Annotated in this window: 12 protein-coding genes; 5 read left to right on the top strand and 7 right to left on the bottom strand. The window is 72.8% G+C overall.

Going from position 1 to position 16,185, the window contains the following annotated elements; genetic code table 11:
* Positions 1-276 precede the first annotated feature (276 nt).
* The 5 genes from ACQPY4_RS02385 to ACQPY4_RS02365 all read right to left on the bottom strand — a co-directional run bounded on the left by ACQPY4_RS02385 (position 277) and on the right by ACQPY4_RS02365 (position 7,669).
* Entirely contained in the window at positions 277-1,872 is a 1,596-nt protein-coding gene (locus ACQPY4_RS02385) for an AMP-binding protein (protein ID WP_433338772.1), read from the bottom strand.
* Entirely contained in the window at positions 1,872-3,167 is a 1,296-nt protein-coding gene (locus tag ACQPY4_RS02380; protein WP_433331899.1) for a helix-turn-helix domain-containing protein, read from the bottom strand. The genes ACQPY4_RS02385 and ACQPY4_RS02380 overlap by 1 nt, the downstream gene beginning before the upstream one ends.
* A 267-nt stretch (positions 3,168-3,434) precedes the next feature.
* Entirely contained in the window at positions 3,435-4,031 is a 597-nt protein-coding gene (locus ACQPY4_RS02375; protein WP_433331897.1) for a TetR/AcrR family transcriptional regulator, read from the bottom strand.
* 105 nt (positions 4,032-4,136) lie between these two features.
* Positions 4,137-5,876 carry an ABC transporter ATP-binding protein gene (locus ACQPY4_RS02370; RefSeq protein WP_433331895.1) on the bottom strand — a complete coding sequence of 580 codons (1,740 nt, stop codon included), beginning with the start codon at positions 5,874-5,876 and terminating at the stop codon, positions 4,137-4,139.
* Complete coding sequence (locus ACQPY4_RS02365; RefSeq protein ID WP_433331893.1) at positions 5,873-7,669, bottom strand: ABC transporter ATP-binding protein; 1,797 nt, start codon at positions 7,667-7,669, stop codon at positions 5,873-5,875. Before ACQPY4_RS02365 ends, ACQPY4_RS02370 begins: the two co-directional genes overlap by 4 nt.
* Before the next feature lie 175 nt (positions 7,670-7,844).
* On the opposite strand from ACQPY4_RS02365, the gene ACQPY4_RS02360 reads away from it, so the two are divergent.
* The 5 genes from ACQPY4_RS02360 to ACQPY4_RS02340 all read left to right on the top strand — a co-directional run bounded on the left by ACQPY4_RS02360 (position 7,845) and on the right by ACQPY4_RS02340 (position 13,606).
* Complete coding sequence (locus tag ACQPY4_RS02360) at positions 7,845-9,410, top strand: ABC transporter substrate-binding protein (RefSeq protein ID WP_433331891.1); 1,566 nt, start codon at positions 7,845-7,847, stop codon at positions 9,408-9,410.
* Positions 9,407-10,348, top strand: coding sequence for an ABC transporter permease (locus ACQPY4_RS02355; RefSeq protein ID WP_433331889.1), 942 nt, complete (start codon positions 9,407-9,409; stop codon positions 10,346-10,348). Before ACQPY4_RS02360 ends, ACQPY4_RS02355 begins: the two co-directional genes overlap by 4 nt.
* A complete protein-coding gene (locus ACQPY4_RS02350) occupies positions 10,345-11,136 on the top strand; it encodes an ABC transporter permease subunit (protein ID WP_433331887.1) in 792 nt (263 codons plus the stop codon). The genes ACQPY4_RS02355 and ACQPY4_RS02350 overlap by 4 nt, the downstream gene beginning before the upstream one ends.
* Entirely contained in the window at positions 11,133-12,524 is a 1,392-nt protein-coding gene (locus ACQPY4_RS02345; RefSeq protein WP_433331885.1) for an ABC transporter ATP-binding protein, read from the top strand. The genes ACQPY4_RS02350 and ACQPY4_RS02345 overlap by 4 nt, the downstream gene beginning before the upstream one ends.
* A 77-nt stretch (positions 12,525-12,601) precedes the next feature.
* Positions 12,602-13,606 (top strand): alpha/beta hydrolase, encoded by a 1,005-nt coding sequence (locus tag ACQPY4_RS02340; RefSeq protein WP_433331883.1) that lies wholly within the window; start codon positions 12,602-12,604, stop codon positions 13,604-13,606.
* A 54-nt stretch (positions 13,607-13,660) separates the two neighbouring features.
* On the opposite strand, the gene ACQPY4_RS02335 is transcribed toward ACQPY4_RS02340, so the two are convergent.
* Entirely contained in the window at positions 13,661-14,902 is a 1,242-nt protein-coding gene (locus ACQPY4_RS02335; protein ID WP_433331881.1) for a DUF4032 domain-containing protein, read from the bottom strand.
* A gap of 7 nt (positions 14,903-14,909) precedes the next feature.
* The gene (locus ACQPY4_RS02330) at positions 14,910-16,175 is read right to left on the bottom strand and encodes an ABC transporter ATP-binding protein (RefSeq protein WP_433331879.1); all 1,266 of its coding nucleotides are present in this window, start codon (positions 16,173-16,175) and stop codon (positions 14,910-14,912) included.
* Between the last annotated feature and the right edge of the window lie 10 nt (positions 16,176-16,185).

Here is a 16,185-nt window from a genome sequence, read left to right as displayed (position 1 = left end):
CTCGCCCCCGGTGGCTGGGGTTTGTGGTCACGCTGCTCGACTGCCGCGTGGGGCGAGGACGACACGCCGCGCCCACCCGAGCTACACCACTAACGCCACTTGGCGCATGGGGCGGCGACACGCGCGACACGCCGAGAACGGATGCGTGATGACCCAGTGCGCAGGGCCGCCCGGCGCGCATGGAGCAACGCCACTACCGACCAAGGGCAGAGGGCGTCCCACACTCGCTTAGGCCCCGCCTGGAGGTGAGGCGGGGCGGTTCTGGGGGCGTGAGGGTTAGTCGGTGAGGCGGGCGCGAACCACTTTGCCGGTGGCGTTTCTGGGGAGTTCGGTGACGAAGTGGACGTCGCGGGGGACGGCGTAGCGGGCCAGGCGGTCGCGGACGGCGGTGCGGACGCCGTCGGCGTCCAGGCGCTGGTCGGGGTTGAGGACGACGAAGGCGGCCAGGCGCTGGCCGAACTCCTCGTCGGGGACGCCGATCACGGCGACCTCGCGGATCTCGGGGAGGGCGGTCAGGACCTCCTCGACGGCGCTCGGGAAGACGTTCTCGCCGCCGGAGACGATCATGTCGTCGTCGCGGCCCTGGACGAAGAGGCGGCCCTCGGTGTCGAGGTGGCCGACGTCGCCCAGGCTCATCAGGCCGTCGCGCATTTCCTTGGAGTCGCCGCTGGTGTAGCCCTGGAAGAGCAGTTCGTTGGCGGCGAAGATGCGTCCGGTGGCGCCCGCGGGGACGGGGTTGCCCTCGTCGTCGAGGATCTCGACGCGGGTGCCGGGGGGCGGGGTTCCGGCGGTGCCGGGGCGGGCGCGCAGGTCGGCGGGGGTGGCGATGGTGACCCAGGACGACTCGGTCGAGCCGTAGAGGTTGTAGAGGAGGTCGCCGTAGGCGTCCATGAACGCGGTAGACAGGGGGCCGGGCAGCGCGGAGCCGCTGACGGCGGCGATGCGCAGTGAGGACGTGTCGTGGCGCCGCCGGGTGTTGCCGGGCAGTTCCAGGACGCGCTGGAGCATCACCGGGACGGCGATCAGCGCCGTGCTCTGGGTGACCTCGATCGTCCGGAGGGTCAGTTCGGGGTCGAAGCGCCGCCGCAGGACGACGGTGGCGCGCAGCGAGACCGCGATCTGCAGCGTCGCGTAGCCCCAGGTGTGGAAGAGCGGCGCCTCGATCAGCATGCGCTCGTGCACCTGGAAGGGGATGCGCGACAGGATCGAGGCCAGCGGCTTGATGCCGGGCTTGGTCCGCCGGTCGGCGCCCTTGGGCGGGCCGGTTGTGCCCGAGCTGAGCACGATCGTCCGGCCCGGGGTGGACGGCGGTTCGGGATCCTCGGCCGGGGCCGACTCGATGAGCTCGGCCAGGCCCGACTCGGGGCCGCCCGCCAGGACCACGGTGATCTTGTCGGGCACGGAGTCGAGGAACTCGGCGAACTCGGGGTCGGCGATGACCAGCTCGACCTGCTGCTGGCGCAGGACGTCCAGGAGCTGGGCGTTGCTCATGCCGGTGTTGAGCAGCACGAGGTCGGCGCCGCGCTTGCTGCACGCGACCAGCGTCTCCACCATGCCGCGGTGGTTGCGGCACAGGACGGCGATGCGGGACGGGCGGCCGAACTTGCCGAGCGCGACGGCCAGCCGGTCGGTGCGCTCGTTGAGCTCGGCGTAGGTCAGCTCGCCGCCGTCGTCGATGATCGCGATCGCGTGGGGGTCGCGGGCGGCCGCCGAGGCGACCGTCCCGCCGAGCAGGGTGCCCCAGCGCTTGAGCGCGGAGAGCTGGCGGGCGACCTTGGGGGGCGCCCCGGGTTTCCAGAGGCCGCTGCGGGCCAGGATGGTGGCCGTCCTGGCCACGTCGAGCGCGCGTTCACCGATGCCGGAGGGTTCCATCACGTGAGCTCTCCCGCCGCGGTCCGGACCCGGCCGCTGAGCACCGCGACCTTGGGCTCGGGCCGCAGGCGGCCCTTGAGCTGGTTCGTGAGGGCCTTGGCGGGCGGGGCCGGGACGGACGCGCGGGGCGTCCTAGCGTTGAGGATCATCTCCAGCTCCAGACAGCGGCGCGGGTCCTGGAGGTCGGACCCGAACAGCTCCTCCAAGTGGCGCAGCCGGTACCGGACGGTCTGCGGGTGGACGTGCAACCGGTTGCCGGCCTCGGTCGCGTTGAAGTTGGTCTCCAGCAGCGACAGCAGCGTCTCCGACAGCCGCTGGGCCTGGACGGGCGGCAGCTCGCGCAGCGGGGCGAGCCGGGAGTCGGCGGCGTGCTCGATGAGGTCCTCGGCCAGGAAGATGACCAGGGCGGGGACGTGGTCCATGCACCGGACGACCTCCCCGTCGGGGAGCGCGCCGCGCCGGGCGAGCGCCAGGGCCTCGCGGGCCCAGCGCAGCGACTCGGCGGCGTTGACCGCGGGCAGCGTCGGGCCGATCGTCACGATCCAATCGCGCAGGAGCGCTTCCAGCAGCTTGTCGCGGCCTGGCCCCTCCGGGTCGGGCAGGACGAAGCAGGGCCCCGATCGCCGCAGGTCGACCAGCACGTCCGGCGGCAGCGCGGGCGGGCGGATCCCGGTGCCCTCTCTCGGGTGCAGGACCACCGCGGCGACCGTGCGGGGGATGCGCCAGTGGGCGGCGCGCGCGGCGTCGGCGATGAGCTCGGGGTCGGGTGCGGCGTCGTCCAGCAGGAGGTGCAGCAGCCGGGTGCGGCGGCGGTAGAGGGTCTCCACGCTGCCGACCGTCTCGGCCTCGGCCTCGAAGCCGAGCGCGGCCTGCGCGGCGACGGCGTCCATGTAGCTGAACTGGGCGTCGGCGATCCGGCCGAGGGTCTCGCGGTCGACGTCGAGCGACTCGGCCAGCGAGGTCAGGGTCCGCCAGGCGGCCCGTGCGGCGCGGCGCAGCGCCCGGTGCAGCTCCTCCAGGTCGCGGCCCTTGATGGCCATCTCCCTGCCGAGCTCGCGGTGCGCGGCGGCGACGCGCCGCCAGGCCGATCGGGGGTTCTCCACCAGATCGTAGAAGTCCCGCAGGCCGGCCATGATGCTCTCGCGCATCTCGACCGCCGGGACGTCGTCGGCGCCGTCGGTCCTCAGGTCGGCCAGGAGCTCGTCGGCGGCCTCGCCCACCAGGGGGCGCATCCGCCGGACGAGTTCCGCCGGGATCGTTTCAAACGGACGGACGTCCAGATCAGGCTGCGTCATCGACCGGCCTCCTCGCGTGACGGACCGTTGTGATACCCCGAGTCCCACAAGGATGCCCCAGAAGGTCATTCCGGGATTGTCACGCCGATACGTAAAAGGACGGCAATGTGCTCTCGCCACTGACAACGTTCATCGCGACCCTCCAGAACTTCCCTGCTCATCGGCCCATTACAGGACTCGCGGTCTCAGAAAGAGGTCCGGTCCGGAGCTGCGAAATCGTCGTCGGGGACGCGCCAAGAGCAGCGGATGTCGGGCGGGCGGGGCCGTTCAGGGACGGGCGACGGGCGGGAGCAGGCCGTCGAGCAGGCGCTGGAGGTTCTCGGTGAAGAAGTCGCCGGGGCGTCCCGGCGGGATCGCCGACATGGCCGCGGCCAGCGCGGGATAGGTCTCGGGGTCGGCGCCGCGCACCATGCGGCGGGCGAAGGTCTCGTCCTCGGCGTCGGCGTGCGAGTACAGCAGTTCCCCGACGGTGTAGTGCCACAGCAGCGCGTAGGCGACCATGCTGTCGCGCGGGCTGAGCCCCGCGCGGCCCAGCGCGGCGAACAGCCGTTCCAGCGCGGGCATGATCGACGGCCCGGCCAGCTTCTCCGACACCAGCAGCGGGACGGCCCACGCGTCGCGGCACAGCGAGTCGTGGATCGCGCCGAGCACCGCGGTGATGTCGGCGCGCGGGTCGCCGGCCTCGGGCGGCAGCGTGATGGAACGGGCCACCTCGTCCAGCAGCGCGACCATGAGCGCCTCGCGGTCGGGGACGTGCCGGTACAGCGACATCGGCGCGGTGCCGAGCTCCTCGGCCAGCCGCCGCATCGACACCGCCGCCAGCCCGTCGCTGCGCACCAGCGCCAGCGCCCGGTTGACGATCACCGTCTTGTTGAAGCGGCGCCGCGGCCTGTTGGTGCTGGGTGGACTGGCGATGATGGTGGCCCTCTCCGTTCGGTCGCCTCCGACGTTACCGCCCGCCGTTCCGCCTCAGGACGCGGGCACGCGCCAATGGCGGGCGCGGGTCTGCGCGGCCCACATGGCGGCGTACCGGCCGGACGCGGCGAGCAGTTCCTCGTGGGTGCCGCGCTCGGAGACGCGGCCGTCCTCCAGGACGAGGATCTGGTCGGCCCCGGCGACGGTGGTCAGGCGGTGCGCGATGACCAGGACGGTCTTGTCGGCGACCAGCGCGTCGATGGCGCGCTGCACCGCGACCTCGCTCTCGGTGTCGAGCGCGGCCGTCGGCTCGTCCAGCAGGACGATCGGCGCGTCCTTCAGGATCGCGCGGGCGATGGAGATGCGCTGCCGCTCGCCGCCGGACAGGGAGCCGCCGATCTCCCCGACGCGGGTGTCGTACCCGGCGGGCAGCCGGGTGACGAAGGAGTGCACGTTGGCGGCCTCGGCGGCGGCCTCGATCTCGGCGTCGGTGGCGTCGGGCCGGGCCATCGCGATGTTGGCGCGGATGGTGTCGTCGAAGAGGTAGACGTCCTGGAAGACGACCGAGACGTGGCGGTAGATCTCGGCGGGGTCGAGGGAGCGCAGGTCGGTGCCGCCGATCCGGACGGTCCCGCCGCCGGGGTCGGCGTAGCGGGTGAGGAGCCGGGTGATCGTCGTCTTGCCCGAGCCGGACGGCCCGACCAGCGCGGTCAGGCTCCGCTCGGGGGCGGTGAACGAGACCTCGCGCAGCAGGGGCGTGTCGTCGTAGCCGAAGGTGACGGCGTCGAAGGCCAGGTCGTGCGCCGTGATGCGGGCCTCGGGGTCGCCCGCGGGCATCGGCTCGGCCGTGAGGACCTCGCCGACGCGTTCGAGGGCGGCGTCGGTGAGCTCGAAGACCGCGGTCATGGTGGACGCGGTGGCCAGCGGCTCGGCGAAGCGGACGGCGCCCGCGACGACCGCGACCAGCAGCGCGGGCCGCAGGTCGAGGTCGAGCACCAGGGCGGCGCCGGTGGCGACCATGGCGACCAGGCACAGCTGCACGGCCGAGGACGCCAGCACGCCGGGCCAGGTGAGCCGGTTCTGCAGGGCGGTCATCTCCTCTCCCTGCGCGTGCAGCGCCTCGGAGAGCCGCTGGGACGCCGCGCCGGTCTGGCCGGTGGCCTTCAGGACCGGCAGGCCCTGGACGTACTCGACGATCCGGTCGGCGGCCCGGGCGTCGGCGGCGTCCACCCTGCGGAAGCCGGAGCCCGAGGCCCGCTGGATGCGGCGGACGAAGTACAGCGCGAACGGGGTGGAGACCGCCAGGACGGCGCCCAGCCGCCAGTCCACCGCCAGGATGATCACCCCGAGGACGGCGGGCACCGTGACCAGTTGCAGGAACAGCAGACCGATCGTGGACGCGCCCATCGTGGCGTTGGCGACGTTGCCGCCGACCACGGTGGTCAGGTCGCCGGAGGCGCGGCGCTCCAGCTCGCGCTGCGGCATGGTGCGCAGGCTCTCGCCGAGCCGGAGCCGGACGTCCTCCAGCACACCGGCCCACTGGCCGTACTCGAAGCGCAGCTCGTAGAGGCGGAACAGCGTCTCCACCACGTAGCAGGCCGCGAACGCGCCGAACCACGTCCAGGCCGCGCTCTGATCGACCTCGGGACGCGTCAGCTCGTACAGCAGCGGGATCAGGGTGGCGTAGGCCAGCGCCTGGACGATCGAGGCGATCAGCGAGGCCAGCAGCGACCGCTGGAAGTCGCGGCGGTGTCCGCCCGCGGCGAGCAGCATCAACCGCAGGATCCGCTTCATCGGTTCACCGCCGTCTTCCCGGCGCCCAGGCCCCAGGACCTGGCGCGTTCGTGGTGTTCCCAGAGGCGGGCGTAGCGGCCGCCCTTGGCGAGCAGTTCGGTGTGGGTCCCGCGTTCGGCGACGCGGCCCTCGTCCAGGACGACGATCTGGTCGGCGTCGACGACGGTCGACAGCCGGTGGGCGATGACGACGACGGTCCGTCCCCGGGTGAGCTCGGCGACGGCGTCCTGGATGGCGGCCTCGTTCTCCGGGTCGGCGAAGGCGGTGGCCTCGTCCAGGATCACGATGGGCGCGCGGGCCAGCATGGCGCGGGCGATGGTGATCCGCTGCCGCTGCCCGCCCGACAGCCGCGAGCCCCGCTCCCCCACGCGGGTGGCGTAGCCGTCGGGCAGGTCGCCGACGATGAAGTCGTGCGCTCGGGCGGCGCGGGCGGCGGCCTCGACCTCGGCGCCGGTGGCGTCGGGGCGGGCGAGCCTGATGTTGGCCTCGACGGTGTCCTCCAGCAGGAACGGGTCCTGGAAGACCATCGAGACGTGCCGCAGCAGGACCTCGGGCTCGATGTCGCGCACGTCGGCGCCGCCGACCAGCACTCGGCCCTCGTCGGCGTCCCAGAAGCGCGGGACGAGCCGCGCGACCGTCGACTTGCCCGATCCCGACGAGCCGACCAGCGCGCAGACGGTCCCGGCCGGGATGTCGAGGTCGACCCCGTCGAGGGCGGGACGTCCCTGGTCTCGGGTGTAGGAGAAGCGCACCGCCTGGAAGGAGATCGAGCCGTCGGCGGGCTCGGCGGGGTTCTCCGGGGCGGGCAGGGGCGGGATGTCGAGCAGGTCGGCGATCCGCGCGGCACCGGCCTTGGACTCGTTGATGTGGTGGGACAGGTGCATCAGCGGCAGCACCGACTCGACCGGCAGCGTGCCGAGGATCAGCGCGGCGACGAGCGTGGCGGGCGACATCGACCCGTCGGCGGTGAGCCAGGTGCCGACCGCGAGCACCACCAGGAGCGTGGCCAGTGGTGCCATCGCGATCCGGGAGAAGATCATCGCGGCCCGGCTGTCGTCCTGCCAGGCGGCGGTGGCGGCGGTGAACTCGCGGACGCGGGTGGCGAAGCGCCGGAAGGAGACCGTGCCGTCGTCGAAGGCGCGCACCACCGGCATGCCCTGGACGAACTCGACCACGGCCGCGTTGATGGCCTCGTTGGCCTCGTCGTAGCGGCGGCGGTTCTCGGCGTAGTCGCGGGAGGCGAGCCGCATCCCGATCATGATCAGCGGGACGATCGCCAGGACGGCGAGCAGCAGCCGCCAGTCCAGGACGCCGAGCGCGACCAGGGCGGCGACGGGCTGGGCGAGGCTGAACCCCAGCAGCGGGACGGCGTCGGCGACCGCGATGTGCAGCGCGCGGACGTCGTCCTGCATCACCTTCTTGACCGCCCCCGATCCCAGCCCGCGCACCTCGCCGAGCGGGATGCGCCCCAGGTGCTCGGCCAGGCGGCGGCGCAGGTGGACCTCCAGGTCGAAGGAGGCGATGTGGGAGCCGTGGAAGGCCGCGGCGCGCAACGCGAAGCGCGCCAGCAGGCCCGCGAGCGCACCGCCGAGCAGCAGGGCGACCCGCCGTCCTGAGGGGTCGTCGGTCAGCAGTTCCTTCAGGGCGAGCGTGATCAGCGCGAAGCCGGCCACACCGAGCACGGCCGCCGCGGCGGCCGTGGCGATCGAGCCGATCAGGCGGCCCCGCACCGGTGTGAGGACGCCGCGCAGCGCCTGACCGGGGTCGCGCGCCGGGGTCGTGGAGGCCGCCATCGCCCCTCCTTGCTCCGTGGGGACGCGTACGACGTACGCGTGGTGTTCAGGGGTTGCTCATCCAAGGCGACTTGGACAAAGCCTGGCAAACTAGGCTTTGATAATGATTATCACCTTTGTGATGGTAAGGTCACCCTAACCTGCTGCGTACAGCGTTCACAAGAAGGAGGTCCCCGTGACCCTGACTCGACGCGAGGCACTGCGCCTCGCCGGGGCCACCGCGGGCCTGGCGGCGGGCGGAGGCCTGCTGGCCGCGTGCGGCTCGTCCGGCGGATCCGAGGGACCGGTCCGGGGAGGCGGCTCGGCGCCCGCCCGCCGGGGCGGAACCGTGCGGCTCGCCTTCACCGGAGGCGGCGCGGGCGAGACGCTCGACCCCCTGATCGCCTACAGCCCGGCCGACCTGGCCCGGGGCCTGGTGGTGTTCGACCGGCTCTTCACCCTGGTCGGCGGCCGGGTCGCCCCGGCGCTGGCGGTGAGCGCCCGGCCCGCGGCCGACGCCCGGTCGTTCGTGCTGACCCTGCGCCAGGGCGTGACCTGGCATGACGGGACGCCACTGACCTCGGCCGACGTCGTGCACACCCTGGCCATGCTGGCCTCGCCGTCCCGCCCCCACCCCAGCGAGCTGACCGGGTTCCTGGACGTCGCCAAGGCCGAGGCCACCGGCGACCTCACGGTGAAGGTGCCCACCAAGCGCCCGGTGGGCGACCCCGCCGGGCTGCTCGCCGGCGCCTCGCTCGCGGTGATCAAAAAGGGCACGACGTCGTTCCGTCCAGGCCAGGCCGTCGTGGGGACCGGCCCGTTCAAGGTGGCGGCGTTCGCCCCCGGACGCGAGGCCAGGCTCGTGCGCAACGACCGGTACTGGGGTGGCCCGCCCAACGCCGACACGCTGGTCGTCCTCAGCGTGGACGACCCGCAGGCGCGGGCGAACGCGGTGCGCGGCGGGCAGGCCGAGTACGCCTCCGACATCCCCTTCACCCTCGCCAAGACCGGCGCGGGAGCGTCCGGCCTGGAGATCCGCGGCGCGGGCGAGAACCAGCGGACCGGCTACGGCTTCGTGCTCAACACCACCCGCAAGCCCTTCTCGGACCCCCGAGCGCGCATGGCGCTCCGCCTCGCCGTCGACCGCCAGGCCCTGGTCGACCGGGTCTTCCTCGGCTACGGCACCGTGGGCAACGACCTGTTCGGCCACGGCGCCCAGTACTTCGCCGCCCAGACGCCCGTCCTCGGCCGCGACCTGGCCAGGGCCCGCACGCTGCTGAAGGAGGCGGGCGCCGAGGGCGCGAAGCTGACGATCCGCAGCGCCGACTACGAGAGCGGGCTCAACTCCTCGGCCGAGCTGTTCGCCGAGCAGCTGCGCGCGATCGGACTGGACGCCAAGGCCCAGATCGTCGCGCCCACGGCCTACTTCGACGCCGACGGCCTCGCCGCCGCCGACCTGCTGGCCTTCCCGCTCGGCCCGCACCCGCTGAGCGTCATCTTCAACCGCTCGGCCGCCTACCCCTCGCTCGCCTTCAAGGACCCCGACCTGGACCGCGCCCTGACCACGGCCAACGCGACCAACGACCCCAAGGAGCGCGAGCGCGCCTGGCTCGACGCGCAGCGCGTCATGACCGTGCGCGGCAACTGGATCGTGTGGGGACGCGGCGACGTCCTCAGCCTGACCCGCGCCACCGTCACCGGCATCGAGGTGCGGGACTCGGCCAAGTACCCGTTCCTGGGCAAGGCGGGATTCTCGGCATGAGGCTCGCGCTGCGCCGGGCCGCCGTGTCCGTCGCGCTGCTGGTGCCGCTGTCGCTGCTCGTCCACGTCGGCGTGGACCTGCTGCCCGGCGACCCGGTCACGGCGCGGATGGGGCAGGCGGGCCCGGAGCGCGTCGCCGAGGCCAGGGCCAGGCTCGGCCTCGACCGCCCGGTCCTGGAGCGCTACCTCGACTGGGCGGCCGGGCTGCTCCGCGGCGACCTCGGCACCTCCGCGACGGGACGCCCCGTCGCCGACATCGTCTTCGAGCGGCTCGGCGGCTCGCTGCTGCTGGCGGGGCTGACCATCGTCCTGCTGGTCCCGGCCTCGCTGGCGCTCGGCGTGCTTGCGGGCGTCCGCCGCGAGCGGACCGACGGGCGGCTCCTGTCGGCCGCGATGCTGCTGGTGGTCTCGCTTCCGGAGTTCGTGCTGGCCGGAGGGCTGGTGCTGGTCTTCGCCGCCGGGCTCGGCTGGTTCCCCGCGGTGTCGCTGGTCCCGGCGGGCGACGGGCCGCTGTCGGTACCCGAGGTGCTCGTGCTCCCCGTCGCCAGCCTGCTGCTGCTCGCCCTCGGCTACTCCGGCCGCATCATCCGCGCCGCCACGGCCGCCGCGCTGCGCGCCCCGCACGTGGAGTTCCTGCGCCTGAACGGCCTCGCCCCGCGCACGGTCATGGTCCGCGCCGTCCTCCCGGCGGTACTGCCGGTCGCGGCGCAGGTGTGGCTCACCGCCGGGGTCGGCCTGATCGGCGGGGCCGTGCTGGTGGAACGGGTCTTCAGCTACCCGGGGATCGGCGAGGTGCTCGTCACCGCCGTCCAGACGGGCGACCTCCCGGTCGTCCAGGCCCTGGCCATGCTCCTCGGCGCCGCGATGCTGCTGGCCCTGACGCTCGCCGACCTGGGAACGCGGGCCCTGGTCCCGTCCCTGCGGACGGCGGCGCGATGAGAAGAGCCGCCGCGGCCGTCCTCCTGGCGGTGATCGTGACCGCACTGCTCGGCCCCTTCCTCGCCCCGCACACCGCCACCGAATCGGTCGGCGCCCCCTACACGGCCCCCGGCCCCGGCGCCCTCCTCGGCACCGACCAGCTCGGACGCGACGTGCTGTCCCGGCTGCTGCACGGCGGCCCGCCGGTCCTGGTGACCAGCCTGGCCGCGGCCGTCCTCGGCTCGCTGGCCGGAACCACGATCGGCCTGGCCGCCGCCCTGGCCGGGGCCCGACGGGCCCGCGCGGAGGGCGCGCTGCTGCGTCCCCTGGACGCCGCCGCCGCGCTGCCGCCGCTGCTCGTCCTGCTCCTCACCCTGGCCTCCTTCCCCGGCCGCGCCGGGATCGTCCTGGCGGTCGCCATCGCGAGCACACCGCTGTCGGCCCGCGTGATCAGAGCGTCCGCCGCCCCCATCGTCGGCCGGGGCCATGTCGAGGCCGCCATCGCCCGGGGCGAGGGCCTGCCCTGGCTCCTCGGCCGCGAACTCCTCCCCCTGGTCGCGGGACCCGCCCTCGCCGACCTCGGGATGCGCTTCGTCATGGCGATCCACCTGGTCACCGCGGCCGGTTTCCTCGGCTTCGGCGGCTCCGGCCGCTCCGACTGGGGCACGCTGATCATCGAGGCCCTCCCCGGCGCCGACCTCCAGCCCCTCGCCCTGGCCGCGCCCGTCCTCCTGGTCGCCACCCTCGGCATCACCGTCAACCTCCTGGCCGACGACCTCCTCACCAGGAGCCGGGCGGTGCTGGCATGAGCGAGCTCCTCGTCCGGGTGGACGGCCTGCGGCTCGACGCCGGAGGCGCCACGGTCGTCGACGGCCTCAGCTTCGACCTGGCCCAGAACGAGTCGATCGCGGTGACGGGCCCGTCCGGCTCCGGCAAGACCACGGCCGCCCTCGCCCTGCTGGGCCACCTCCGCGAGGGAGTCACCCACACCGGCGGCACGGTCCAGGTCGCCGGACGCGACGTCCTCCCCGACCCACCCCCCGGGTGGCGCGGCAACGTCGTCGCCTACCTAGGCCAAGACCCCGCAACCACTCTCAACCCGTACCAGCGCGTCGGGTCCCTGCTGCTCACGGCCATGGGCAAACGACCACGCTCCAAACGAACAGCGGCAGTCACGGAGCTACTGGAACGCGTCAGCCTCGACCCCGCCCTCGCCCGCCGCTACCCGCACCAGCTCTCGGGCGGCCAGCAACAGCGAGTGGCGCTGGCCGTCGCCCTGGCCCGCCGCCCTCGCCTGCTGGTCCTCGACGAGCCGACCAGCGCCCTCGACCCGAAGGCCGCCGCCGAGGTGCACCGAGAGCTGGCGTCCCAGCGCGAGGACGGCGTCTCACTCCTCTGGATCACCCACGACCTGGACGCCGTCCGCGACGAGGTCGACCACGTCCTCACAATGGGCACCGCACCAGGCCAGGCGCCCCCGCCCCCGCGCAGAAAGACCACTCCCAGCACGTCCAAACTCATCGTCCGCGACCTGGTGGCGGCCCATCCCGGCGGCCCACGCGTCCTGGACGGACTGTCGCTGGAGGTCGCCGGGGGCCAGTGCCTGGCGGTGATCGGCCCGTCCGGAAGCGGCAAGAGCACCCTCGCCCGCTGCCTGGCCGGCCTGCACCGCCCGCTATCCGGCGAGATTCAACTCCGGCCTCGGCCGCCTCTGGGTTCTCCCCAAGCCAGACGAGCCGTCCAGCTCGTTGCGCAAGATCCGGCGGGTGCGTTGCATCCTCGGCAGGACGTGCGGACGGCGCTTTCCAGGCCGCTGCTCCTCTTTCATGGGATGCGGGCGGCCGAGGAGGTGGACGCCGAGGTCGCGCTGCTCCTGGAGGCCGTCCAGTTGCCCGCCGAGTACGCGCGGCGCCTTCCCGGCGAGCTGTCGGGGGGTCAGCGGCAGCGGGTGGCGCTGGCCCGGGCGCTGGCGGCGCGGCCCGCGTTCCTGATCTGCGACGAGGTCACCGCGGCCCTGGACGCGGCCACTCGGGACGCCGTCCTCGACCTGCTGACCGGCCTCCGGGACGAGGGCCTGGGGATCGTGATGATCACGCACAGCCCGGAGGTCGTCCGCCGGACGGCCGACGCCGTGCTGGAGCTCGGCACTCAATCGGGGGTGGGTTTCGGCGGAATTCTTATTACCCGAGCGCATTGATCCCGCTGGGGAACTCGGTGAAAATCGCCCGAGTCACTCGGGGATTATCCGGGGATGCGTGGCTGAGAGGTGGGGACATGAGACGTTCGAGCCGGCTTCGTTCGCTGGCCGCGGGGGTGATCGCCGCCGTGACCGCGACCGGACTGGTCACGGTCGCCGACACCGCGTCCGCCGCCCCCACCAGGACCGCCGACACCGGAGCGAAGATCACCGCCGAGACGAAGGTCGCGGCGGGCGAAGTCGACATCACCATCGAATCGCCCTCGCTGGGCAAGTCGGTGAAGGCCCGGGTGCTGCTGCCCACGGGTTGGAGCGAGACATCCACCACCACCTACCCGGTGCTCTACGCCTACCACGGCGGTCAGGACGACTACCTGTCGTGGGCGAAGAACACCGACATCGAGGCGTGGGCGCGCAACTACAACGCCATCGTGGTGATGCCCGAGGCGTCCAACGGCTCCTACGCCGACTGGTACAACTACGGCAGGCGCGGCACCCCCAAGTGGGAGACGTTCCACACCGTCGAGGTCATCCAGCTCATCGAGCGCAACTACCGCGCGAGCGGGCAGCGCGCGGCGATCGGCAACTCCTCCGGCGGGCAGGGCGCGTTCGCCTACGCGGCCCGCAAGCCCGGCCTGTTCAAGCACGTCGCGTCGCTGAGCGGCCTGCTGTCGATCCGCTACGCGGGCATCCCCGCCCTGCTGCTGCTCACCAACACCGGCAACGGCATGGACCCCAACGCGATCTGGGGCGTCCCGTACTGGGACGACGCCAACTGGGCCGCCCACGACCCCAAGGCGCTGGCCGAGAAGCTGCGCGGCACCGGCCTGTTCTTCTCCTCCGGGACGACCGGACGCCCCGGTCCGGGTGACCCCAACGTGGCGCCCTGGGACATCGGGCTGCTGAGCGAGGTCGCGGTCGGCGACGACAACAAGGACTTCCAGCGGCGGCTCGACCAGCTCAACGTCCCCTACACCGCCCACATCTACGGCGACGGCCGCCACAACTGGCCCGCCTGGATCCGCGAGAGCACGTTCATCTGGCCCACCCTGATGCAGTCCATCGGCGCCCAGCGCGCCTGACCGACGCCCCCGAAGACCGGCCGAGGCGCTCGCCGCCCGGCCGGTCTTCTCGCGTCAGGAGTCGTTGAGCGGACGCGCGGTGCGGGCCGTCTCGGTCAGGTCGTCGGGAACCTCGGGCAGGACGTGCGCGAAGTAGTCGCGCGCCGCCTCGGTCGTCCCGACGTCGCGTCCGGCCCGTTCCGACAGGAACCAGCGGTGCTCCAGCACCTCGTGGAAGACCTCGACCTCGTGCAGGCGCTCGCGCAGGTCTTCGGGGATCGAGCGGACGACCGGCTCGTACACCTCCGTGAGCCACCGGTTGGCGGCCACGACGTCACCGACGGGACGTCCGGACTCGCGCTCCAGGTAGCCGCGGAAGCTCGCGATGTCGTTGAGCAGGCGGCACGCCTGGTTCTCCTCGGCGCCCAGGCCCGTCCGGGCGAACAGGATGCGGCGATGGTGGCCCGGCTCGGCCACGCGGGTGCGCACCCGCAGGCGGCTGCCGTGCTCGCCGGCGTCGACCAGTTCGACCTCGTCGACGTCGAACCCCAGCTCGTTGATGCGGCGCAGCCGCTCGGCGATGCGGAACCGCTGGTCTTCGGGGTGCAGCAGCTCCTCGCGGGTCAGCTCGTCCCAGAGCGCCTCGTACCGCCGGACGGTGTCGTCGGCGATCGCGATCGGGTCTTCGCCCTCGGCCAGGTGCCCGGCCGCCCTGAGGTCGAACAGCTCGCCCGCGATCCGTTCCCGGGCCATGTCGACGTCGTACTTGCGCTGGCCCTCCGAGAGCGAGGCGTGCAGCTCGGCGGTCTCGGTGTCGACGAGGTAGGCGGCGAAGGCGCGGGCGTCCAGCCGGAACAGGGTGTTGGACAGCGAGCAGTCGCCCCACATGAAGCCCGCCAGATGCAGCCGCACCAGCAGCTCGACCAGGGCGTCCAGCAGCTTGCCGGTGGTCAGGCCGTCGCGCGCGTTGGCGAACAGGGCCCGGTAGGAGCTGGAGTAGTCCAGGAACCGGGTCACCAGGATCGCGTCGAGGTCGCCGGGACGGTCGACGACCACGCCCACGACCTCGACCGCGGGCATCCCCATCTCGCGCAGCGCGCGCAGCAGGCGGTACTCGCGGCGGGCGAGACGGTCGTCCAGCTCCTTGAGCGCGTAGACGACGTCCTCGTCGGCCACGAACCGCACCACGTGCCGGGACAGGCCGCGCTGGCGGATCTCCACCAGGCGGTCGTCCGTCCAGCCCTCCAGCGGCTCGCGCCACGGGAGGCTCAGCAGGCCCGCCGCGGTGTCCGCCGGAGGGCTGAACACGAAATGCATCCCGGCGCTACTCCTCGCCGGCCTCGGCCGCGGCGGCCTTGGTGGCCTGCGCCCGCCGCTGGGCCTCGCGCACCTCGGTCGCGCGGCGGCCGAGCTCGGCCACCCGCTCCTCGTCGCGCGTGAGGTTCTCGCCGGTGGCCGGATCAAAGATGTGGATCTTGTCGGTGTTGATCCACAGCTCGGCCTCCAGACCCGCCTCGATCATGCTGGCGGCGTCCAGCGCCACCACGGCCTGGGTGCGCAGCTGGTCGCTGTCGAGCTCCTGCGACAGGTCGCGGAGCTTGGCGGCCAGCTCGGCCGGGGCCTCGTAGGGCACGTAGGCGTACAGCTCGTTGCCGAGCCACTCGGTGACGTCGACGGTCGTCCGGATGACGGCGCCCTTGGCCTTCTTCTCCTCGCTGACCAGCGAGGCGTCCTCGAAGTCCTCGGGACGGATGCCGACCAGCACGACGTTGCGGTCGCCGACCGCGGCGGCCTTGCGCTCGTCGTGCATGTCGAACCGGCCGAGCGGGGTGTCGAGGAACGTGCCGTCCACCGTGGCGGGCAGGAAGTTCATCGACGGCGAGCCGATGAACCCCGCCACGAACAGGTTGGCGGGCTGCTCGTACAGCTCGCGCGGGCTGCCGACCTGCTGGAGCAGGCCCCGCTTGAGCACCGCCACCCGGTCGCCGAGGGTCATCGCCTCGGTCTGGTCGTGGGTGACGTACACGGTGGTGACGCCGAGCCTCCGCTGCAGCCGCGAGATCTCGGTGCGCATCTGCCCGCGCAGCTTGGCGTCGAGGTTGGACAGCGGCTCGTCGAACAGGAACGCGTCGGCCTGGCGGACGATCGCGCGGCCCATCGCCACGCGCTGCCGCTGGCCGCCCGACAGGTTGGCGGGCTTGCGCTCCAGATGCTCGTTCAGCTCCAGCAGCTCGGAGGTCTCGTTCACCCTGCGGCGCACCTCGTCGTCGGACATCTTGGCCAGCCGGAGCGGGAACGCGATGTTCTCGAAGACGGTGAGGTGCGGGTACAGGGCGTAGTTCTGGAAGACCATGGACAGGTTCCGCTCGCGCGGGGCGACCTGGTTGACGACCTTGTCGCCGATCCTCATCTCGCCCGAGGTGATGTCCTCCAGTCCGACGATCATGCGCAGCAGGGTGGACTTCCCGCAGCCGGACGGCCCGACGAGGATCATGAACTCCCCGTCCTGGACGTCGAGGCTGACGTCGTTCACGGCCGGGAAGCCGTCGCCGTACTGCTTGACGATGTTCTTCATGGTGATGGCGGCCATTGCGCGTGAA

The organism is Spirillospora sp. CA-294931, from assembly GCF_050946795.1.
In the GTDB taxonomy this organism is placed as follows: domain Bacteria; phylum Actinomycetota; class Actinomycetes; order Streptosporangiales; family Streptosporangiaceae; genus Spirillospora.
Note: the sequence above shows the minus strand (reverse complement) of the source record. Positions and strands in the feature narration are given on the sequence as shown.